The sequence below is a fragment of the Paenibacillus sp. FSL R10-2734 genome, from assembly GCF_037963865.1.
GTDB lineage: Bacteria > Bacillota > Bacilli > Paenibacillales > Paenibacillaceae > Paenibacillus_AQ.
Genome location: NZ_CP150170.1, coordinates 7,018,221 through 7,040,639, shown reverse-complemented (window position 1 = coordinate 7,040,639; position 22,419 = coordinate 7,018,221). Strand labels below are relative to the sequence as shown.

The 22,419-nt window shown below is 44.1% G+C and carries 17 protein-coding genes and 1 riboswitch; of the genes, 16 read left to right on the top strand and 1 reads right to left on the bottom strand.

Going from position 1 to position 22,419, the window contains the following annotated elements; translation table 11 throughout:
* Positions 1 to 29: 29 nt before the first annotated feature.
* The 10 genes from gcvPA to NSS67_RS30535 all read left to right on the top strand — a co-directional run bounded on the left by gcvPA (position 30) and on the right by NSS67_RS30535 (position 9,500).
* Positions 30 to 1,433, top strand: a complete 1,404-nt coding sequence (gene gcvPA / locus NSS67_RS30580) for an aminomethyl-transferring glycine dehydrogenase subunit GcvPA (protein ID WP_339317543.1) — start codon at positions 30 to 32, stop codon at positions 1,431 to 1,433.
* Between the two features lie 22 nt (positions 1,434 to 1,455).
* On the top strand, positions 1,456 to 3,015 hold the full coding sequence (gcvPB, locus tag NSS67_RS30575; protein WP_339320751.1) for an aminomethyl-transferring glycine dehydrogenase subunit GcvPB: 1,560 nt from the start codon (positions 1,456 to 1,458) through the stop codon (positions 3,013 to 3,015).
* A gap of 96 nt (positions 3,016 to 3,111) precedes the next feature.
* Entirely contained in the window at positions 3,112 to 4,347 is a 1,236-nt protein-coding gene (locus NSS67_RS30570; RefSeq protein ID WP_339317542.1) for an MFS transporter, read from the top strand.
* A gap of 161 nt (positions 4,348 to 4,508) precedes the next feature.
* Entirely contained in the window at positions 4,509 to 4,853 is a 345-nt protein-coding gene (locus NSS67_RS30565) for a YojF family protein (protein WP_339317540.1), read from the top strand.
* A 23-nt stretch (positions 4,854 to 4,876) separates the two neighbouring features.
* Entirely contained in the window at positions 4,877 to 5,530 is a 654-nt protein-coding gene (gene bshB2 / locus NSS67_RS30560) for a bacillithiol biosynthesis deacetylase BshB2 (protein WP_339320750.1), read from the top strand.
* A 171-nt stretch (positions 5,531 to 5,701) separates the two neighbouring features.
* Positions 5,702 to 6,298 (top strand): hypothetical protein, encoded by a 597-nt coding sequence (locus tag NSS67_RS30555; RefSeq protein WP_339317539.1) that lies wholly within the window; start codon positions 5,702 to 5,704, stop codon positions 6,296 to 6,298.
* Between the two features lie 109 nt (positions 6,299 to 6,407).
* On the top strand, positions 6,408 to 7,781 hold the full coding sequence (locus tag NSS67_RS30550; RefSeq protein WP_339317538.1) for a hypothetical protein: 1,374 nt from the start codon (positions 6,408 to 6,410) through the stop codon (positions 7,779 to 7,781).
* An 82-nt stretch (positions 7,782 to 7,863) separates the two neighbouring features.
* Entirely contained in the window at positions 7,864 to 8,517 is a 654-nt protein-coding gene (locus tag NSS67_RS30545) for a SprT family zinc-dependent metalloprotease (protein ID WP_339317537.1), read from the top strand.
* A gap of 107 nt (positions 8,518 to 8,624) precedes the next feature.
* Entirely contained in the window at positions 8,625 to 9,185 is a 561-nt protein-coding gene (locus tag NSS67_RS30540; RefSeq protein WP_339317536.1) for a hypothetical protein, read from the top strand.
* Between the two features lie 21 nt (positions 9,186 to 9,206).
* The gene (locus NSS67_RS30535) at positions 9,207 to 9,500 is read left to right on the top strand and encodes a transposase (protein ID WP_339317535.1); all 294 of its coding nucleotides are present in this window, start codon (positions 9,207 to 9,209) and stop codon (positions 9,498 to 9,500) included.
* Positions 9,501 to 9,564: 64 nt separating this feature from the next.
* Here NSS67_RS30535 and NSS67_RS30530 read toward each other — a convergent pair whose 3' ends face one another.
* Positions 9,565 to 11,286 carry a cellulase family glycosylhydrolase gene (locus NSS67_RS30530; protein WP_339317533.1) on the bottom strand — a complete coding sequence of 574 codons (1,722 nt, stop codon included), beginning with the start codon at positions 11,284 to 11,286 and terminating at the stop codon, positions 9,565 to 9,567.
* A 220-nt stretch (positions 11,287 to 11,506) separates the two neighbouring features.
* Between NSS67_RS30530 and NSS67_RS30525 the strand changes: the two genes are divergently transcribed.
* The 6 genes from NSS67_RS30525 to NSS67_RS30500 all read left to right on the top strand — a co-directional run bounded on the left by NSS67_RS30525 (position 11,507) and on the right by NSS67_RS30500 (position 22,230).
* Positions 11,507 to 12,085, top strand: coding sequence for a hypothetical protein (locus tag NSS67_RS30525; RefSeq protein ID WP_339317532.1), 579 nt, complete (start codon positions 11,507 to 11,509; stop codon positions 12,083 to 12,085).
* A gap of 465 nt (positions 12,086 to 12,550) precedes the next feature.
* A riboswitch (cobalamin riboswitch) is annotated at positions 12,551 to 12,752 on the top strand.
* A gap of 165 nt (positions 12,753 to 12,917) precedes the next feature.
* Complete coding sequence (locus tag NSS67_RS30520; RefSeq protein WP_339317531.1) at positions 12,918 to 17,924, top strand: S-layer homology domain-containing protein; 5,007 nt, start codon at positions 12,918 to 12,920, stop codon at positions 17,922 to 17,924.
* Positions 17,925 to 17,997: 73 nt separating this feature from the next.
* On the top strand, positions 17,998 to 18,990 hold the full coding sequence (locus NSS67_RS30515; protein WP_339317529.1) for a DUF4430 domain-containing protein: 993 nt from the start codon (positions 17,998 to 18,000) through the stop codon (positions 18,988 to 18,990).
* The gene (locus tag NSS67_RS30510; protein WP_339317527.1) at positions 18,987 to 19,877 is read left to right on the top strand and encodes an energy-coupling factor transporter transmembrane component T; all 891 of its coding nucleotides are present in this window, start codon (positions 18,987 to 18,989) and stop codon (positions 19,875 to 19,877) included. The genes NSS67_RS30515 and NSS67_RS30510 overlap by 4 nt, the downstream gene beginning before the upstream one ends.
* Entirely contained in the window at positions 19,850 to 21,520 is a 1,671-nt protein-coding gene (locus tag NSS67_RS30505; RefSeq protein ID WP_339317526.1) for an energy-coupling factor transporter ATPase, read from the top strand. The genes NSS67_RS30510 and NSS67_RS30505 overlap by 28 nt, the downstream gene beginning before the upstream one ends.
* Positions 21,502 to 22,230 carry an ECF transporter S component gene (locus tag NSS67_RS30500; RefSeq protein WP_339317525.1) on the top strand — a complete coding sequence of 243 codons (729 nt, stop codon included), beginning with the start codon at positions 21,502 to 21,504 and terminating at the stop codon, positions 22,228 to 22,230. The genes NSS67_RS30505 and NSS67_RS30500 overlap by 19 nt, the downstream gene beginning before the upstream one ends.
* Positions 22,231 to 22,419 lie beyond the last annotated feature (189 nt).

Genomic DNA, 22,419 nt, shown 5'->3' with positions numbered 1-22,419 from the left:
TCAACCTTTTAAGGACGGAGGCGTTATCCTTGTCTGAACACAGAACTTATGCCCATCCCTATATCCCGAATACAACACCGGAAGTCCGGGAGGCAATGCTGAAGGAAATCGGTCTGAGCTCCATCGACCAGCTGCATGATGCGATTCCGGACAGTCTGAAGCTCAAGCGGGAGATGAATCTTCCTCCAGCTATGAATGAATATGAGCTTCGTCGACATATCGAGGCTCTGCTTGCGAAGAACAAGCATGGCGCCGATTATATTAACTTCCTCGGGGCTGGATGCTGGCAGCATTTTGTTCCGGCTGTATGCGACGAAATTAATCAGCGCTCGGAGTTCGTGACGGCTTATGCAGGAGAGCCTTACGAAGACCACGGCCGATTTCAGTCCTTGTTCGAATATCAGAGCCTGATGGCCGAGCTCGTCGATATGGACGTAGTTAACGTCCCTACCTTCGACTGGGCACAGGCAGCCTCCACGGCCATCCGAATGGCAGGTCGGATTACAGGCCGCAGGATTGCATTGCTCCCAAGATCCGTCGATCCGGATAAAGCCAAGATCATAACCAATTACTGTACACCTGTAATGGAAATTAGGTACGTGGAGATTGATCCGGTGACAGGAAAGATAGATCTGGATGATTTGCAGGGGAAGCTTGAGGAAGGAACGGCGGCGTTCTATTTCGAGAATCCGGGTTACCTTGGAGTTGTTGAGGACCAAGGCGCTGAAATATCTGAGCTTGTGCACGCGGTGAACGCTATCTCTATAGTAGGTGTTGATCCGATTTCCCTTGGCGTATTGGAACCTCCAAGCCGATACGGCGCTGATATTATCTGTGGGGATTTACAGCCGCTGGGCATGCACATGAACTATGGAGGGGGGCAAGCCGGATTCATCGCTACCCGGGATGAAGAAACTTATGTGATGGAATATCCGTCCCGCCTGTTCGGTATTGTTCCTACTGAGGTGGAAGGCGAGTATGGCTTCGGCGATGTGGCCTATGAGCGTACGTCCTTTGCTCTCCGGGAGAAGGGGAAGGAGTCTGTGGGTACACAGACAGCATTGTGGGGAATTACTGCCGGAGTCTATCTATCCTTGCTTGGACCAGCGGGTATGCAGGAAGTTGGGGAGACCATTATGCAGAAATCCCAATACGCTGCAGATATGCTGTGTGCCATTCCCGGGGTTTCATTGCGATTCAAAGATACAGTCTTCTTCAAAGAATTTGTCTTAGATTTCAATCAGACCGGATTGTCTGTTGCTGAGATTAATAAACGTCTTTTGGAAGTAGGGATTTTCGGAGGAAAAGATCTGTCCTCCACTTATCCCCAGTGGGGACAATGTGCCCTTTATTGCGTAACTGAAATTCATTTGCAGGCAGATCTGAACCGACTTGCGTCAGCTATCGAGAGTATTGTCTGCAAGAATCAATAGACAGAAGAGGAGGAGGAAAGCCATGAGACGGATTCGTAGAGACCACAAGGTGCGCCGCTTTCACCAGGCCAAATGGGATGAACCGGTGATCTTCGAGCTTCACCGGCCGGGTGAGCGCGGAGTAATCCCGCCAGGCACAGAGGTTGGGATTGCCGAGGCTGTAGGGCAAGGCTCAGCCCGAATTCCAGCAGCCATGCGGCGAAAAGAAGCGCCGGCGCTGCCCGAGATCGGTCAGGCCAAAGTGCTTAGGCATTATTTAAGGCTCTCCCAAGAGACTTTGGGTTCGGATCTTAACGTTGAGATCGGACAGGGTACATGTACGATGAAGTATATTCCCCGTATCAATGAAATGCTTATACGTACCCCAAATCTGATGGAGCTGCATCCACTTCAAGATGCCGGATCCGTTCAGGGAATCCTGGAAATCTACTATAAGCTGGACCAGGCGATGCGTGAAATATCAGGGATGGATGCCTTCACGTTCCAGCCGAGCAGTGGCACCCAGGCCTTGCTGGCCATGGCTTCCATAGTCCGCGCATATCACGATTCACGCGGTGAGGGAGACCAGCGGGACGAGATCATTACGACCATCTTCTCACATCCGTCTCAAGCAGCGACCGCAGCGGTTAAGGGATATAAGATCATTACACTGCATCCAGACGAAGACGGATTCCCTGATCTGGAGAAGCTGAAGAATGCCATTTCCGAACGCACGGCTGGTTTCGTCGTGGCAAACCCGGAAGACACAGGCATATACAATCATCGTATCCGCGAGTTCACGGATGTGGTTCATGAAGCGGGAGGAATCTGCTTCTACGATCAAGCGAATGCGAATGGGCTGCTGGGTATCACCCGGGCCAAGGAAGCCGGGTTTGATATGTGTTTCTTCAACCTGCATAAGACCTTTGCTGCACCTCACATGTGCGGAGGGCCGGCTACAGGCGCTCTTGGGGTAACAGATGCCCTGAAGCGTTTCCTGCCGGGACCACTTGTTGATTGGGACGGCAGTCGTTATGTCCTTGCAGAGCAAAACGACGACAGCATCGGCAAAGTCCGCAGCTTCCACGGCGTGGCCCAGACTGTGCTTCGCTCCTACGCCTGGATTATGAGCCTGGGCCCAGATGGCCTTAAGGATGTGGCCCAGATCGCTGTACTGAATAACAACTACCTGTATCACAAAATTCTGCAAATCCGCGGGGCCAGCGCTCCTTACATCAAAGGTCGGCGTCTTGAACAGGTGCGGTACAGCTGGAAGCAGCTTACCGATGAGACTGGGGTAACGACAGAAGACATCACCCGTAGGATGTGTGATTTCGGCCTGCATTATTGGACCTCCCATCATCCGTACATCGTTCCGCAGCCGTTCACTCTGGAGCCGACTGAATCTTATTCGAAGGAAGATCTTGATGAATATATCGAGGCGCTGACCCATATTTCGAATGAAGCTTATACGCAGCCAGATATCGTCAAATTAGCTCCGCACAATAGCACTGTTCACCGGAATGTGGAATCTTCTCTAGATGATCCCGCACAGTGGTGCATCACGTGGCGGGCTTACTTAAAGAAGACACAGCCGGTATAGGGCTTGGCACTTACATTAATAAGTTTTTGAAAGTAGAAGGGCTCTGTTTGGAGCCCTTCCTATTTGACTGTGTCACCAAGGAAAGGGGTTATGGATATGTCTGGGTATATGAGGGACTTGCTGCGTCTGTCCGTCGGCGTCCGCCGGTTTCTTATGACCGAAGCCATGTATGGCATCGGCATCGGTATGTATTCGCTAGTTCTTAATTTGCATTTGCTGTCCAAAGGAATGAAGGAGGATGAAATCGGGCTGCTCATGTCCATAGGTATACTGATTATGGGGGCATTGGCTATTCCTGTATCCATATCGGCGAATCGTATAGGCCGTAAAAAGCTGCTGGTATCCGGCATCATGTTTATAGCGGCAGGAAGTGCACTTTATGCGATCGGCGATCATTCCAGCATATTCTATTTGGCCCAAACCTTGGTCTCGATCGGCCTTACCCTTGTGGAGACGACTGAGGTGCAGCTGCTATTCCATTATTGTGCCTCACGCAAGGAAGAAGCAAGTGCATTCTCTCTGATGTTTGCCGTGTTTACGGCATTTACCGGGGCAGGAACCCTGGCTGCTGGATACTTGCCGAATCTGGCTGATAGCGGGGAAGGCTATGGATTTACGCTGCTGCTTGCTGCGCTGGTTTTCGTTGTTCACAGTATGATTAGAGGACTCTGGCTTCCCTCTGAGGGTGGGGAAAGAGGAGCAGTTGGAACATCCGGAGATTTGGAAGTGAGCCGTGAGGTTTCAGGCTTGAGGAAAAAGCTTCCTTCCGGCACACTCTGGTTGTTCTCGGTATTCATGGCCCTGCTCGGAGGAGCAATAGCCATCACTGGGTCATTTCTTAATGTAATTGTGAAGTACAGACTGAACTGGATGGATGATAAAGTGTCAGTTCTGCTGGCGGTAAGCGGAGCTGTTTTGTTTGCGGCTTCTCTAATGACGCCTTACGTATTACAACGTTTCGGCCACCATGTGGCCATTGTATCTGTCTTTTTGGTTAACATACTCGTGTTCGCCTCTTTATCCTGGGCCATGCCGGTCTGGATGTTCACAATCATGTTTCTGGTTCGCGGGGGAGGGCTTACTATGCTGTCTAATCTGCTGGACAGCCAGTTGATGTCTGCCTTTAAGGAACGGGAGAGGAATCTCTATGCAGGGATGAGATCCGTATTTCGGAGCCTCGGATCATCTGGAGCCGCTCTGCTTACGGGATGGATTTTGATAGGACAGAATTACGAGATGCCCTTTTTACTGACATCGGCAGTATTGCTTCTCTGTCTGCTTTATTACATATGGTTCATACGCCCTATTCTGGATAAAAAGCTGAAGGAATGAATCGCTGAGCAACGTACCGCATCCATTTGAATAAAAAAGCTGTGCAAGTTATACTTTGATGAGAAATACGGACCCGCTTATCCTTTAACAGATCCGTCCTTTATAAGGTATGGATCTTATTTTTCGTAGGCATAATTTCATTCAGAGATGGAGGCGTAACCTTGCAGCTAATCAATCAAACCGAAATACAAGATAGGATCGACCTGCTTAAAGATCAGGAACTGTATATCCATCTTGAAATGACGACGGGAGCATACGCTGCCCATTTCGATAGTTCAAAGCATCCGGCTGCTACTTTCATTACCAATGCTGTGATCCGATATTCCCATGGTTCGATTTCCGGCAATGGACCTTATCGGGTCGGCTTAAAAATGTCGCAGGGCTGGGTGTACTCGGAAGGACTAACTCACTATGAAGAGAGTGAGACAGAAAGATTGATTCTGGCCGGTCATGACAGCCAAGGCAAACTGGTCGTATCTTTACAATTAAGCCGGGAGCCGTTCTAATGGCAGAGGAGATGAGGAATTCAGTGGAAAGACATATTCTAGTTATATTACCGCATCCGGATGACGAGGCCTTCGGTATATCTGGAACGCTTGCCAAGCATATACACAACGGCACCCAAGTCACCTACGCTTGTCTGACACTTGGAGAAATGGGCCGGAATATGGGCATCCCGCCATTCGCGAATCGGGTAACCCTCCCAGAGATACGCAAAATTGAGCTGGAAGAATCCTGCCGAGCGATTGGAATACAGGATTTAAGAATGCTTGGTTTCCACGATAAGACGATTGAATTTGAGGATCAAGCTCTGCTGGATAGTCACATTGACGCGCTTCTGAAGGAGCTTAACCCCTCACTGATCATTACGTTCTATCCGGGGTACAGCGTTCATCCCGATCATGATGCCACCGGAGCTGCGGTGATTCGAACCGTTGGAAGACTGCCTAAGGCAGAAAGACCACCTGTTCACTGCATAGCTTTTGCTAAAAATATTGCTGAGATTGGGGAGTATCAGGTAATCAATGATGTGAGAGATTTCCTGAAGCAAAAGATGGCGTCCATTCAGGCGCATAAATCCCAATTCCAAGCCGCTGAACTGTTAGGTAGCAAAACTTTAGAGGATAAAGAAATCCAAGATCGTTTTGGAACAGAGCATTTCTGGATTTATCCATTTGAATGATATTAAGTCCGAGCATAAACGCTCGGGCTTTTTCTTTGGGGTCCACTGCCGTTGGTATGCTTTATTTTTCTAATATAAGGCATGAATATCTGTGTCTTTTTTCTAATATATGGTAAGGTTTAGGAGGTTGATCAACCAAACCGGTTTCGTCAGGCCAGGAGGTGTATTCGTTTGAAAAAATCATATTTCAATCTCATTTGTGGAATAGTCATTCTTTTGCTGGTATTCACTGCATGCAGTAAGGACAGACCCAAGTATGCTGAGCTTTTCACACATGTGGAAGAGCATCGGGCTGTGTTCATGCAGCCGCGTGAAGAAGGGCTTGCTGCTTTGCAAATTGCGGATGCTGTGGGTGAATACGATACAACCTTGGGTACAATTATGCAGGATGATATCTTATCTGTGAATCAAAAGGAGTTTATACAGCAGATTGTGGTAGATATTAAGACCAATAAAATCATTGGTTACCGGGTAGGAACGGTTTTCCCCAGATCGGAAAGCGGTTATCAAGATGCGAGAGAACTGGTACGTGCTTTTATGAACCAATACAAACCTGCGGATGAGGAGAAGGCTGAAAAAGTCGAAAAATCTATCCTAACGATTGACAGAATGACTCTTCCGCTAAAGCCATTAACAGGCTCTATCGAAGAATCATGGTCATACGGTAAGGGCGAGGATAAATTGTATATAACCTACAGGATGTCGAACAGTTTTCAAAGTGATGATGAATTGCCTTTGAACTTTTATTTCAGCTATGGGGGGGAGTGAGGAAGAGATAATATATGATTTACAAAAAAATACACAAAGACTATGATACTTCTATAGGAAATAATACCCTTTTTATACTATTGTTTGAACTAAATAATTGGAGGATCAAATGAAAAAGCACGACAAAATCATATCCTTCATCTTCATGCTAGTTATGACGGTGACGGCTATTTACTGGGTACTTTCGACCAATAGTTGGACCGTGATGGGCACAATTGCTTCCGTGGTCTGTTTCCTACTTTTTGTGTTATTGGGACTCCGCACGATACCTGTCTTGTCAGACTTTATGCTGTCGAATACAGCAGAGGAGGTAATTCAGGAGAGGAAGGAGCGGGATAGAAGGCGGACTTGGCTTTATATTATTGGCTGGATATTAGCGAGTCGAATTCTGCTTATGCTCATCGGTTATGTATTTTTGATAATACAGAATGGGTATTCAGGGGGTCTGTTTAGTAAAATCGCTGAGACCTGGCATATATTTGGGATCGATGCTTCTCATTATTTGGGGATTGCGGAGAACGGGTACGTGACCGAGGGAGATGCAAGGTACCATATTGTGTTCTTTCCCTTTTTTCCGAATTTATTAAAAGTGGTTCAGGTATTCGTAGGAAATTATCTTGTTGCTGGATTCATCGTTTCAAATATCTCTTCAATTGTCGCAGCTTTGGTCGCTTATGAGCTTGCTGCACTAGACTTGCATCGAAAGAATGCTATGCGAGTCGTGAAGTATATTTTCATATTCCCTGCTGAGTTCTTTTTCTTCATTCCGATGACCGAATCTCTATTTCTAGCCCTATCGCTGATGTGTTTATATTTTGTGAGAAAAAAAGAATGGCTTATTGGATGCTTATGTGGTGCACTTGCAGCGTATACTCGTTCTCCTGGGGTGCTTCTGATTGTACCGGTTGCGATTGAATTTAGTCGGGATCTGATAGGCAACTACAAATTATTAGATAAAAAAGCGTTCATACATAGAATTACCACCGCCGTGGGCTGTCTCGCTATCATATCAATGGGTTTGCTGGTTTATCTGTATATCAATTACTACGTTACGGGAAATGCATTTCAGTTCAGCATTTATCAGAGAGAGCATTGGTCTCAGCGGTTTTATCTCTTTTTTGATACGGTAAGATATCAGATGGAATATGCCGTGGGCACCTTTAAGAGTGGAGATAGTCGTTCTTTCCTCGGGATGTGGCTGCCTAATTTAATCGCTATATTCTCTGCACTGATTATCATGTTCAGGGGTGCGACAAAGTTACGACCTTCATACACCGCCTATTTTATTGTGTATTTTGCGTTCGTAGTGGGAGCTACCTGGCTGCTGTCAGCCCCGCGGTATTTGCTTGTTGCATTTCCACTAGCTTTTGCTGCTGTCACACTCACTGAAGAGAGGTCAAAGGATGTTGAACTTACTGTAGTTTCTGTTGTGGGGAGTCTTTTGTACCTAGCGATGTTTGTGGCAGGATTTCCAGTGTATTGATAAATCATGTTAAAATAGGGGGAACGCCTAAAAGCGTTCTTCTTTTTTTGCTGCGAATAACCTTATAGAGACGATGGTGGGTATGAAGATTGATTACGACAATCAGGTGATCGAGTTTAATGTTCAATATGGAAACGGCAAGAAAATCTCCATTCATATAGATTCTTCAGGGCGCATAACGCTTAAGGTTCCCAAGAAAACAAGTGAAGAGACGATTAAAGAAGTGGCTCTGCGCAATGGTAAATTAATAGTAGAGAAACTTCAAAAAATTGAAGCAGCTCGTGAAACGCCAAAGCTCAAAGAGTATGAAGATGAGGGAAAGTTCCTGCATCTAGGTAAATATTATTCGCTGCAAGAGCTAATAGAGACAGGAGATTTAAATGAGGAAGAGCTTAAACTTAAGCTGAAGAAATTCTATTTCGCAAGCTGCAAGAAAATTGTAGGCGAACGGATTAATAAATATCAGACGCAGCTTAGAGTAAAGCCAAAGACCATCGAGATTGTAGAGTCCAGAACCAAGTGGGGAAGCTGTAGCTCTGATAAAAAGCTAACCTTTAATTACCGCCTAGCGATGGCTCCTGTGGAGGTTATCGACTATGTGATCATCCATGAGCTATGCCATTTGCTTCATATGAATCATGACCGCTCCTTTTGGCGAAAGGTTGGAAGCCTCATGCCGGATTATAAGGAGAAGGAAGCGTATTTAGCTAGATATGGGCGCGCTATGACGCTGTGATAATAAGGGTGTAATTCAGGTGGCCCATTTTCTGGTGAATAAAAGAAAGATAAGAGGTAAAACTATTTCCACTAATAGAACTGGAAAAAATTTAAATTCGGAGGTAAATGATGACACAGAATAAAGGAAAAACACAACGCCAGATTCGAGCTTCAATTCTCTGTTTGATCTGTGCCTGCACTGTCCTATTAAGTGGCTGCTCTAAAGCTGCCAATGAAACCACACAGGTAGCCACTCCAACGCCTACAACAGAAGCCACTACACCAGTGGCTACGAACAATGCTACAGAACAACCCAATACATCGTCTGGTACAAATGCAGAGGGAATTCCGGCGGGTGTTAGCGTTCAGAGAGTGATTAAGGAAGTCACGTTAAAGGATGGTTATCATAAAAAGATTGAGCTGCTGACAGACGGCGGCAAGCGGGTCACCATTACGGATCCGAGTCAAAAGATTGTTCTGCATCAGATTGAATATGATGGGAGGATTACTGCGGCTAACGGTAAACAGGTTACTGTTAAAGTCGAAGGTGGGGGAGAGCAAACCATAACTATTCCCGATCATGTAGTGATCGAAGATGAGGACAAGCTTGGACTGAAGACAGGTGTTGAAATCGAGTGGACAGTGAATGCCGAAGGTCAAATCGAAAGTGTTGAACTGGACGATTAAAGAGATACCGGGGTGGGGTTAATGAAATTTCTAATCGTACTTGGCAGTATATTGGTTCCTATCGCCATGCTAATGATACAACGCAAATGGATAAAGTGGCGTATTGTTTTCAATGTAGCTTCTGTGTTGTCTGCGCTTATCTTAGGTAATATTTCTGCCCTAGCCATATATGAAATATTAAGAGATAACACGGTATTTATGACCTCGATCCATGCGATTTTTCTGAACCCAATGTTCCTTATTACAGGGGCCTACCTTGGAGTATATCTGGTCTATCGTTTGTTGTTGATCTCGTATGAAGAAGTTTATATATGATGTAGTTTGAAAATAAGGGTGTCCCCGTGAAGGGACACCCTTATTTATGCTGTACAACGGAACGTTAAGATGACTTTCCTACTACACTGGTTCCACTCTTCGTGATTTTGTACGTAATAATGTCGCCATTCCAGAAGTGGAATTTAAGAATGACTTCACCGTCTTTCACATCTTTAAAGAACGCTGGAAGCAGCTTGATTTCTTTCGTGTTATAAGATGGAGAGAAGGTATTGCCGAACTCCTTGAATGGAGTCCAGTCTTGCGGGCCTGCATTGCCGCCAGTGGTATAGACAGCTTCCATCGTGGCAAGCTGGTTGCCATTAAAGGTAGTTGGGATGGCAAACGATTCAGTCGTACCTTTTGCGTCACTTAATTTGACAGTGTCATTCACAATGACCTTAAGTCTCCACGTAACGCCTTTATTGAATTTCAGGGATAACACGGCATTTTCGCCATATTTTTGGGAAGCTGTGAGCTTTTTGAGCTGGCTAGCTTTGAGCGTTAACTCTTCACCATTCAAGGTGTAATCTTTGCCCTTGGTTAGATTTTTTCCATTTACACTAATGGTGGTTAGCTTATTGCCGTTCAGGTTTAGCTTCACTTTGGTGTCCTTGATCGTTGCCCCTTTTTGCAGGTAGAGCAGGTCGCTTTCGGTGCTGGAGGAACGTTCCTTCAGACCAGACATTAATACATTGTGAAGCTCGGTGTCCGACCACTTATACATTTTGCGGTTGAAATGCTGCCCGTTATCCCAGAGCATGGTGGTCATTTTCTTTTCTTTTAAATAATAGGTAAGATACTCGAAGAATTTCAGCTTCTCGCCTTGTTCAATCACACCTGTGTCTTTATCGAAGCCCAGTAACCCGAATTCGCCGACGATAACAGGAATTCCTTTCGCTACGAATGTGTTGTAAACGTTATCAAAAGTTTGGGTAATATCGTTTTTTGTATCCTTTTCAAACGTGGTGTAACCAGCAATATTCACACTAAACGGCCAGAAGCCATAATAGTGAACGGTCGCGATTATATTCGGGTCGTTGAGTGCTGTGATCGTTTTGTAGAGCTGATCTATTCTAGGCTGCGTAGGAGAAGTCTCTAATGAAGGGAGAACTAGCGGACGTACATCATTCTTTCCACCGGAATTTCGAACGATCTGATGGAAGGAGGTGTTGAGCTCTGTAAGCATTTGCTCCATCTTCGCTTCATCTGTGCTTCCACCATCTGTGAAGCGGGGTTCATTGATGCTTTCGAACATCAGCTTATCGGATTTATTCTTGAAGCGGTCCGCAATTTGAGTCCATGCTGCATTATAACGCACCAGCGTCTCATCATGCTTCTCCTCCATATGGCTTACCCATAACCAGGAGTCATGATGAACATTGATCATTACATACAGCTTAGCGTCCAGCGCCCAGCCGACAACTTCTTCGACACGGTCGAGGTAAGCTTGTTCAATGGTGTAGTTCGGTGCTTCGCCTATGTGTGAATCCCATGTGATCGGAATCCGGATGCTTTTGTAGCCTTGAGCGGCGATTTTCTTAATCAGTTCTTGGGTCACACGCGGATTGCCCCAGGAGGTTTCATCCTCACCCGTAGCATCTAAAGTATTACCGAGGTTCCATCCGGGCTGCATATTGTCTACATAGGATTGGATCTTACTCTTTGGCGCTGCCTTAGCTTGTTGCTCGTCCTTAGAATCAGCGGCGGCAATCGATGAGAACAGAGAGAGCAGAAGAGCGGTGACAAGGGTCAATGATAAGAATGATTTTTGGATTCGTGTAGTCATTGAATTCTCCTTTGTGAGATCATTTTTTAGGATGCGTAAAACCTGATCTTTCCTCAGCACTTTGTTGCATAGATGAACATGTATTCCTCCTTTTTTAGTTGTAAACGCTTACCAAATACCCTAACATAGAACATTTCTAGTGTGTACCTTACTAATTTGTGGTAAATTCATATAAAAATTAGTGTTTTGAAGTTATCCCAAAGTGATGGAGGACAATCCAATGAGCAGATTTCATTACATAGGCTCGGCTACAGAGCTTCCGTTAGGAGAAAGAGGCAGTGTACTGTCATCTAAGACATATAACGAAGTGAAAAATTCCCCAGAGTATTTAAGGCAGAGGGAGGCCCTGCGTGATCAAGGTATGATTCCTCTGGATGATATCGTAGATCTATCTCATCTTAGAGATGAGGATTGTCTTGTATATGATTCGGAAGAGGATGCGGCGGGCATTTTTATTGAGGAGCTTGGGTATTGGAACGAGGTAATTCGCATGCATTTTCGGAGTCCGTTTGTGTACCGGATTTCACCTAATTGGGGCGGCTTCTCCGTATCTCCTAAGCTGAAAGATACGCTAACCGGATCGTATAACGCTTCACTTAAGTGTTGTCGAGAGCTATTTAAGGTTATGACAGATTATGGAGTATCAGGCTCTGAGTTTGAGCTTTATACATGTTGGGCAGAGGAAGAGGATCATCCGCGTAATAAAAAGCTTGATCGCATCTTTGATCTGGCTTCTTTGTCACTGGAGGATGGCTTTGAGCTGAGAGAAAAAGAGTATATTGTGGTTAAAATCATCTGATATTCAATGAGATTATCGCCAACTACTCGCTATATAAAACTTTCAAGAGTCCACGGCTCACATCCCACAATGTAAAATGTTATTCATCCATACTTTTCGCTTTGTACCTCCCGATGGACTAGAGAAAGCCTGCATAGATACAGTTTTTTAATGGGATATCTTCTTCATGAAGATCAAAAACTGCGTATGTACAGGAATATCCTCATTTATGACTCGAAATCTTCTTCAGGAGCAAAAATAACTGCAGATTTGTAGGAATCATGCTCCTGTCCTCCTCGTATCATTAAAAGATGTACTTTTGCAGGTTTATTCAGCGGTTATCGTTACTGCTAAGTCAACCATCAAGCCATTAGCATCTTTAAGCTCCCCCCTGCCGCTTACACCCTTGATCAATCCTTTCATTTACGTAAAAAAACAAATATAACATGACAAAAGCATATATATTAGATATGATGGGGGATGGAAAATTTAATATTAGCAATAGGTGCCAATTATGAATGTTTCGAAAGAACAATCATAGATTGGTTAAATGGAAAGCGGGTGTAATTCCCGCGCGGTCCCGCCGCTGTGAAAGAGGAGTCCTTGTAATATGCCACTGGGAAACTGGGAAGGTAGCAAGGATGATGATACTTGAGCCAGAATATCAGCCTGTTTCTGTTACACCATCAAACTCTACGAGCGATAGAGAGGTGCTTGATATAGTATATGCCTGCTTTTATTGCGGTTCACTATCTTAAACCTCTCGACGTTTATGTTGAGTGGTTTTTTTGTATTGCTGAAGAAGTTTACTCTGTTTTTTATCATAGGAAATGAAGGGAAGGGTTAAAGAAAAATGAAGAAAAATAAGTTTTTAGCTTGGTTACTCATTGTAGCTGTATTTATCACGACGTTCTCTACAAGTGTAGTTCCGGCTCATGCGAATGGGGCGAATAATGATCCTGTAGTAGTGACAACGGAGTTTGATCAATCTGTAGTAGAACAGAGCAATGTGGTAGTGCAAGAGCCAGATACTGAGAGCCCTACTATATCAATAGAAGGTATACAAAATAACCAGCAATTTTCGAGTAGAGATGTAGGCTTCAAAGTAGTTGTAACAGATAACGTATATAAAGATATTGTTCCGTCTGTAAAAGTTAATTCGGTCACTTTAAATGCTACTAATGGTGAATACAAAGCGTCTCTTAACCCAGGTAGCAATACAATAACAGTAACGGCTGTTGATGGAGCAAAGAACAAAGCAGTAGATGTAACGTATCAAGTTATTTACAATATTACTGCCAAAGATCAGTTAGATAGAAGTTTGGCTTATATCTTGAAAAGCGTTAAGAATCCACAATTTGCAACAGATTACGGAGATTGGTCAGTTCTTTCATTAGCACGGGCCAACTACACAGTACCAAGTAGTTATTATAATCTCTACTACAACAATCTAACTAATAGTGTAAAACAATTAATAAGTGAGGATGGAAAGCTCGATGCTACTAAAAGCACAGAGAATTCCAGAGCGATTCTAGGACTTGCCTCTATCGGGAAGGATATCACGAATGTTGCAGGTTATGATTTAAGAAAGGCATTCGCTGATTTTGATTTTGTTAAGAAGCAAGGGATTAATGGCCCTATATTTGCTCTAATAGCCATAGATACTCGGAATTATGACATTCCTGTAGTTGAAGGGGTTAAAGATCAAACCACAAGAGAAAAACTGATTCAGCACATTTTAAGTCAAGAGATAACCGGTGGTGGATGGGGTTTTGGTTCTTGGCAAGATGTCGATATCACTGGAATGGCGATACAAGGTCTTGCACCATATTATGCAACTCATGATAATGTAAAAGCTGCTGTGGATCGAGCAATTCAATGGTTGGCAAGTAACTCGAAAATTCAAGCTGGATCTTTAAATACAGAAAGTATGTCACAAGTGATCGTTGCTTTAACTGCAGTTGGCATAGATCCACATAGTGACTCTAAGTTTATTAATAAAAATGGGAAGTCTCTGATTGATGTGCTCCTAGCCAATGCTGGACCTAATGGTGGCTTTAAGAGTTTGCCAGCATCATACTATCAAGTAAACTCTATGGCTACGGATCAAGGCACGTATGCTCTTGTTGCTTATGATCGTCTGATCAATAATAAGTACCGTCTATATGATATGAGAGATGTTCAACTAGAACAACCTAATAATGTTGTGGCCAAACAACAATTAAATAAAAGTCTTGCCTATATCCTAAACACTGTAAAGAATCCGTCTTTTGGAACAGGTAGCGGAGAATGGTCAATTCTATCTTTAGCACGTGCTAACTACGAAGTACCAAGTGGTTATTACGATCTTTACTACAACAACGTAGCTGAGAGAGTAAAAGGATTAATGAAGGACGGAAAACTCGATGCTAGTAGAAGCACAGAGAATTCCAGAGCGATTCTAGGACTTACCTCTATCGGAAAAGATATCACGGATGTTGCGGGGTATAATCTAATCAATGCACTCGCTGATTATCAATATGTTCAGAAGCAAGGGAACAATGGTCCCATATTTGCTCTGATTGCCTTAGATAGTCATAACTACGAGATTCCGAAACTATTCCCTGAGCCTGATGAAAAGGGAGTAATATATCAAAGTACAAGAGCAAATCTGGTTCAGTACATCTTAGATAAAGAGGTTAAAAAAGGTACAGCAGATGCCGGTGGATGGGCTTTAGGAGTAACCAAAGCAGACTTCGATATGACTGGGATGGCGATACAAGCACTTGCACCTTATTATACCCGTGAAGATGTAAAAGACGCTGTAGATCGGGCGATCACATGGTTGTCCACGAACCAAAACATCCAAGGTGGATTTACAGGTATGTTTGGCACAAGTAGCGAGAGCATCGCACAGGTTATTGTTGCCTTAACTAGCGTAGGAATAAATCCACAGACTGATCCTAAGTTTATAAAAAATGGAAAATCGCTTATAGATGCGCTTCTTGCCTATGCTGGACCTAATGGTGGGTTTAAGAGCTCTTTAAATGGTTCAGTGAATGGTATGTCAACGGATCAAGCTACGTATGCACTTGTTGCTTACGATCGACTGATCAATCATAAGAACCGTCTCTTTGATATGAATGATGTGGTAATTGAACAACCAACCGTAGAACCAACTGCACAACCAACGGTAGAACCAAGCGCACAACCAACGGTACAACCCGAAACACCGAAAGAAGTAGAAGTACAGCTACCTTCAGGAGATAAACCGGTAGTAGCAATTCCAGATGATGCTCATGATTACATCATTCCGATCAGCTCCGGAGATAGCAGTAAAGAAATCACAGTAACCATTCCAGAGGCTAATCAATCGAAGGTTAGTGTTAACTTACCTAGTAACAGCGAACTTCCTCAGATAGAGGCTACTAAAGGTGATGTAACTGTAGTCATTCCTATGGGTGCAAAAGTTAGAGGTGGGGATGCCTCTGCAATTGAATTGATTTCACCATTAACAGGCACAGAATCAGTACTAAAAGATACTCTGAATCCAATTATTCCTGCGGATAAAAAGCTAGAGAACATTATTCAAGCTTTCTCCATGGGTGGCAGCGCAAGAGTAGAATTCAATAAATTTATTACCTTAACCTTTAAGGACCTTAAAGGAAAAGATGCAGCCTATATTCAAGATGGCACACCTCATGCGATTCAAAAATTTGCAAGTGATGCCTTAGGTTTTGAGAGCGGTAAGTCTGAGTATGCCTATGATAGTGGTAATGATTTAATTGTAAAAACCAATCACTTCACGGATTACATTGCTTATACTTCTATTATGGTCCAACCCCCTGTTGGTGATGGTGGCAGCGTTGGTGGTGGTGAAACCACGCCATCGAAACAATACGTAACTTTATCCGTGGATAAACTTACGATCAATAAAGGTTATGTAGTGCCATCTGTAAAGGTTGAACTACAACAAGGTGACACAGTATGGTCTGTGCTACAAAGAGTTCTAGATAGCCGTAGTATCAGCTATGATTATTCATGGAGTCAAAATTTTGGTAGTGTATATGTCAAATCCATAGCTGGTGATGGGGAATTTGACCATGGCGATGGTAGTGGATGGAAGTATAATGTGAATGGAACATATCCTAATTATGGCGCATCTTCATATAACCTAAGTGCTGGGGAAAGTATTCAGTGGCGTTATACTACGGATCTAGGTGAGGACTTGGGATCAGGATTTAAACCAACTCCGACGCCTAAACCTAGCGCTACCCCTGCACCAGGTGGTAGCTCCACCGGTGTTAATCCTGAGGGTACAACAGCTCCAACAGAAACTCCTAAGGATACATCGAAGGCTCCCAACCAGAATACGAATGATATTAAAGAAGTATATAAAGACGCCGATAAGATCTCTTCATGGGCGTACTCAGCGATTGAAACAGCTACAGTAAAAGGATTTATCCAAGGTAACAATGGACAGGTGAATCCGAAAGATTATATTACAAGAGCAGAGTTTACTAAGATCCTAGTGTCTGCATTGGAACTTGATCTTAAGAGTGATAAAGGAATTACCTATAAGGATGTTGCTCTGGGAGATTGGTTCTATCCATATGTGAATGCTGCTCATAAGGCAGGTCTAATTACAGGTTTTAATAATGAATTTAAACCAAATGACAAGATTACTCGCGAGCAAATGGCAGCTATTATCGTTAGAGCATTGTCAATCTCAGCTACGAAGCCAGGGACAGCGATCAAGGATCTTGGAACAGCATCCGCGTGGGCTAAAGCAGACGTGGAAACCATTGTTGCCACTGGACTTATGTTAGGTGATAATAATCAATTTAAACCTAAAGAGTTTGTAACAAGAGAAATGGCAGCCGTTGTAGCTACTAGATCCCATGATTATAAGAGTGGGAACAAAGTGGCTATTCCAAATATTCAGAACACAGCCGTTACTCCATACATTCAGAACACAGCAGCCTTTTTGCAAAAAACAGTAACAAACCCGGTCATCTCCACGATTGGTGGGGACTGGACAGTGTTCGGGTTGGCACGTTCTGGTGTAAAGGTTCCAGATAGTTATTACGCGAAGTACTATGCGAATGTAGAAGCAACCCTTAAAGAAAAATCAGGGAAGCTGCATAGCGTAAAATATACGGAATATGATAGAGTTATTTTGGCATTAACTTCAATCGGCAAAAATATTGATAAAGTGGCGGGTTATAACCTGCTTGAACCGCTTGCTGATTTTGATACTTTAATCAAGCAAGGCATCAATGGTCCTGTGTTTGCACTTATCGCACTGGACAGCAACCATTACGACATTCCTGTGGTTAAGAATGTAAAGACGCAGACAACAAGAGAGATGCTCATCGATTATATTTTGGGCAGAGAGATCAGTGGTGGGGGATGGGCACTAGGTAGTAATGCTACTGCAGCTGATCCGGATATCACTGGGATGGTTATTCAAGGCTTGACTCCTTATTACAAAACCAATGCCAAAGTAACGGCTGCTGTGGATCGTGGAATTGCTTGGTTATCCAAAACACAAACAGCAGACGGTGGTTTTGCAAGCTGGGAATCTACGAACTCCGAGAGCATTGCTCAGGTGATTGTAGCTTTAACTGGCCTTGGTATAGATCCACATAAGGATTCAAGATTTATTAAAAATGGACGCTCAGTGGTTGATGCGTTGCTAGGCTTTGCTGCACCTGAAGGTGGCTTCTATCACGTGAAGCAGGGTGGAGTGAGCGACGGAGGTGCGAAACCAGGAGAAGTAGATCTTATGGCTACGGATCAAGCAATGTATGCATTAGTTGCTTATGATCGGTTCGTTAAGGGTCAGAATCATCTTTATAACATGACAGACGTTAAATAGAACTTTATTTAGAGAGATAAGCAAGGGTAGCATGTATACCCTTGCTTATTATTTAAGGTGGGGAACTTAAGAAATGAACAAGAAAAAATGGTTAACAGCAATACTAATTATTGGTGTACTGGCGATCGCCTTCTTTTGGGGTGGGAATTACCAGAAGAGCCCGAACAAGGTTGCGAGCAATAGTGCTGAGTCTCACGAAGTAGCATCTGACAACACCACTTCCACTCAGAATGTTGATACAGAGCCTACAGCGTCAAGCGATCCCGAGACAAAGGAGATAGCACCGTCAGCTACACCTAATGAAACAGCTAAGCCCGTTGAAACGGTAGCGCCAACTGAAGAGGTAACGTCAGCAGAAACAGTAGCTCCAACAGAAACTGCAGCATTAACAGAGGCTATAAAGCCAACCGTAACACCAAAACCGGCTACAAAGACACAACCGACCGCAACACCGAAAGCGGCTAAAACGTCCGTACCGGAAACGAAAGCGACGACAAAACCCGTAGCAAAACCAGATTCAAAAGTAGCGACAACAGAAACGAAGCAAGAAGCGAAAAAGGATAAGTTTCTTACTGATCCCGTCCCAACAGGCAAACCTAAGCCAGTGGAATGGCAAGCTGCAACGGTAAATAAGAAGAAAGAATTAACGGCTACTTTGTCCGTCTCGGCGGCAACCATTTTAGATAACATGGATATTTTCAATAAGGATAAGCTTGAAGTATTGCCGGCAGATGGTATCATTTATAAAGCGCAAAAGGTAACCTTCTATGAAGGCGAGTCTGTGTTTGATGTTTTACTAAGAGAAATGAAGAAGAATAAAATCCATATGGAATTCAGCATGACTCCGATCTATAACAGTAATTATATTGAAGGCATAAATAATCTGTATGAATTTGATGCTGGAGAGCTTAGTGGCTGGATGTACAAAGTAAATGGCTGGTTCCCTAACTACGGCAGTAGTCGTTATGTTCTCAAGGATGGCGATGTCATTGATTGGGTGTACACTTGTGATCTAGGTCGAGATGTAGGTGGTAATGGAGCCACAGGAGGAGCACAGAAACAATGAAGGATAGCTTTTCTACCTTTCATCCGTTTGTAAATTTTCTTTATTTTGTTGTTGTGTTGCTATTCAGCATGGTGTTCATGCATCCGATTTTTCAGGCTATTGGGCTGATTAGTGCTATAGTCTACTCTTTTATGTTAAAAGGAAAAAAGGCGATCAAATTTAATTTGCTGTATATGATCCCCTTTTTGCTGTTTATGGCTATTATGAATCCTGTCTTTAATCATCAAGGGGTAACGATCCTGTTCTATTTAAATAACGGAAACCCCATTACGATGGAATCCATTCTTTATGGCGTGGCAGCGGCGTGTATGTTTGTGACGGTAATCATATGGTTCTCCTGTTATAACGTCGTGATGACCTCGGATAAGTTTATTTATATATTCGGAAAAATACTACCGGCACTGTCGTTGATTTTTTCGATGGTGCTTCGTTTTGTTCCTAGATATTTAGCGCAAATCAAGGTGATTTCGAATGCTCAAAAATGTATAGGCAGGGATGTCACACAGGGAAATCTTCTCGCGCGTGCGCGGAATGGGATTACAATCCTCTCGATTATGACCACCTGGGCTTTGGAAAATGCGATTGAGACGGCGGATTCCATGAAATCAAGAGGGTATGGATTGCCGGGACGTACAAGCTTTTCGATCTTTCGTTTAGATGCCCGGGACAAAGTAGTCCTTTTGATTATGACAGGTTTAATTGCGATGGTAGCTGTAGGTGCAGCAATGGGTGAGAACACGATGAGATATTATCCGTCGATTAAAGCGAGCGCAATTACACCTTTTAGTATCCTTATATATATCGCTTATTTTGCGTTATGTATGATCCCTGTGCTCATCAATATGGTGGAGGCAATGAAATGGAAATCTATCGAATCGAAGAACTAAGCTTTACCTTTCCTGAACAAGAGCAAGCAGCTCTTTCGAATATTAATCTTACGATTGCAAGCGGAGACTTCATTACGATTTGTGGAAAGTCAGGCTGCGGCAAAAGCACCTTACTTAGACAACTGAAATCAATCCTAACCCCACACGGCACACGCCAAGGGGCGATTTATTATAAGGGTCAACCTGTAGAAGAGATCGATGGGCGGACACAGGCAGCGGAAATCGGTTATGTACTGCAAAGTCCGGACAATCAAATTGTGACTGACAAGGTGTGGCATGAGCTGGCCTTCGGACTTGAAAGCTTAGGCTATGACAATTCTACGATTCGTCTGCGCGTGGCTGAAATGGCCAGTTTTTTTGGAATCCAGACCTGGTTTCATAAAAGTGTGACTGAGCTTTCGGGCGGTCAGAAGCAGCTGCTTAATTTAGCATCCATAATGGCTATGCATCCCTCTGTTTTAATTCTTGACGAGCCAACCTCCCAGCTAGATCCAATCGCGGCTTCCGATTTTTTGGAGACGGTCAAAAAAATTAATCGTGAGCTAGGAACAACCGTTATTATGACCGAGCACCGTCTAGAGGATGTTCTTCCGCTTACAGATCGGCTGATCGTTCTGAATGAAGGAGTCTTGATTGCCGATGACACTCCGCAAAAGGTGGGCGAAGCTTTAAGCAAGCTGAACCATCCGATGTTTCTGTCTATGCCTTCACCGATGCAAATTTACGCAGGAGTAGAGAATGACTTAGCTTGGCCCGTTACAGTGAAGGAAGGACGCCAATGGCTGGATGCTTTTCTAGAGGATAAGACACCTGCAACGATGGCAGAATCTCGGCCAAGTACGAAAGAGGACGGCCCTGTAGTCATAAAATTCAAGGATGTATGGTTTAAATATGATAAAAACGGATCGGACATCATTAAAGATTTGTCTTTTGAAGTAAAGCAGGGGCAGTTCTACTGCATTGTGGGTGGGAACGGAACAGGCAAGACCTCAACCCTGTCACTGATGAGTGGCATCCTCCAGCCCTACAGAGGGAAGGTATTAATCGGCGGGAACAACCCTGCGAAGATGAATACCAAAGCATTGTTTACTAACAATCTGGGCATCCTCCCGCAAAATCCGCAAACGTTATTTGTGAAAAAAACAGTTGAGCTAGATTTGTACGAGATGTTATCCCAGCTCCCTTTAACGAAGGAAGAAAAAACCTCCAGAGTAGAGAGCGTGGTTAAGTTCGCAGAACTAGAACATCTCCTCTCCATGCACCCGTATGATCTAAGTGGTGGAGAGCAGCAGCGTGCGGCGCTGGCAAAAGTGCTTTTGTTAGAACCGAAAATCCTGCTATTGGATGAACCGACCAAAGGATTGGATGGGCCATTCAAAGAGAAGCTAGCCCTATTCCTGCAAAAGCTTAATGCCGAAGGTGTTACTATCGTAATGGTTTCGCATGACGTTGAATTTTGTGCCAAGTATGCTGAGGTTTGCGCGATGTTCTTTGATGGAAGTATCATTACTACGAATGAAGCGAAGAAGTTTTTTGCGGGAAACAGCTTCTATACAACTGCCGCCAACCGTATGGCGCGACATGTATGGAGTGAGGGAGTAACGATAGAGGGTGTGATTGATTTATGTCAAAGAAGCAGGTAACAGGTCGCCCTTTGAGTCGTCGAACTTTATTAGCGGCACTATTAATCTTCATAGTTATTCCGGCTACGATATTGTTAGGTATCTTCGTGTTAGATGATCGGAAATATTACTTTATCAGTCTCTTGATCATTATCTATACGATGCTTCCTTTTGCGCTCGTGTTCGAGAAACGGAAGCCGCAGGCGAGGGAGCTCATCGTCATAGCGGTGTTAGCAGCTATTGCGGTGGCGGGACGCGCAGCCTTTTTCATGTTGCCACAGTTTAAGCCGGTTGTAGCTATTGTGATCATCGCAGGTGTGAGTTTAGGGGCTGAAGCAGGATTTCTGGTGGGCGCTGTTGCGGGCTTCGTCTCAAATTTCTTCTTTGGGCAGGGACCTTGGACGCCTTGGCAAATGTTCTGTTTTGGCATTATTGGTTTCTTGGCGGGCATTTTCTTCAAGAAGGGTCTGCTTAAAAAGACTAAGCTGTCTCTGTGCATCTTCGGAGGTCTAGCGACGTTCTTAGTTTATGGAGGCATTATCAATATAGGCTCGCTGATGATGTTCACTGCTGAGTTCTCATGGTCAGCTTTGATGACCACTTATATTTCAGCCTTTTGGTTTGATATGGTGCATGCGATTTCTACGGTGGTGTTCCTCTTTTTCATTGCTAAGCCTATGATTGAAAAGTTGGATCGGATAAAAACGAAGTATGGTTTGATTGAGCCTTAGGGTGTTTGGCGGTTGTTTGTGCTAGGCGCTGTGCGCTTTGCGCTGGCGGACGCTCCGAGAACGGACTGTTGTTACAATCGCTGTTGTGTCCAGATTTTTTGAATTTTTCCCCCTAGGGTAAAATCCGGACACAAAGGCGAACGCTCCGCTTTTCCACAATCAGTCCGTTCTCTCCGCTGCTTTCAGCGC

Coding starts and splice junctions, on each gene's coding strand:
- gcvPB (WP_339320751.1), top strand. CDS start 1,456: ATGAGACGGATTCGTAGAGACCACAAGGTGCGCCGCTTTCACCAGGCC.
- NSS67_RS30570 (WP_339317542.1), top strand. CDS start 3,112: ATGTCTGGGTATATGAGGGACTTGCTGCGTCTGTCCGTCGGCGTCCGC.
- NSS67_RS30550 (WP_339317538.1), top strand. CDS start 6,408: ATGAAAAAGCACGACAAAATCATATCCTTCATCTTCATGCTAGTTATG.
- NSS67_RS30545 (WP_339317537.1), top strand. CDS start 7,864: ATGAAGATTGATTACGACAATCAGGTGATCGAGTTTAATGTTCAATAT.
- NSS67_RS30540 (WP_339317536.1), top strand. CDS start 8,625: ATGATGACACAGAATAAAGGAAAAACACAACGCCAGATTCGAGCTTCA.
- NSS67_RS30535 (WP_339317535.1), top strand. CDS start 9,207: ATGAAATTTCTAATCGTACTTGGCAGTATATTGGTTCCTATCGCCATG.
- NSS67_RS30530 (WP_339317533.1), bottom strand. CDS start 11,286: ATGACTACACGAATCCAAAAATCATTCTTATCATTGACCCTTGTCACC.
- NSS67_RS30525 (WP_339317532.1), top strand. CDS start 11,507: ATGAGCAGATTTCATTACATAGGCTCGGCTACAGAGCTTCCGTTAGGA.
- NSS67_RS30520 (WP_339317531.1), top strand. CDS start 12,918: ATGAAGAAAAATAAGTTTTTAGCTTGGTTACTCATTGTAGCTGTATTT.
- NSS67_RS30515 (WP_339317529.1), top strand. CDS start 17,998: ATGAACAAGAAAAAATGGTTAACAGCAATACTAATTATTGGTGTACTG.
- NSS67_RS30510 (WP_339317527.1), top strand. CDS start 18,987: ATGAAGGATAGCTTTTCTACCTTTCATCCGTTTGTAAATTTTCTTTAT.
- NSS67_RS30505 (WP_339317526.1), top strand. CDS start 19,850: ATGGAAATCTATCGAATCGAAGAACTAAGCTTTACCTTTCCTGAACAA.
- NSS67_RS30500 (WP_339317525.1), top strand. CDS start 21,502: ATGTCAAAGAAGCAGGTAACAGGTCGCCCTTTGAGTCGTCGAACTTTA.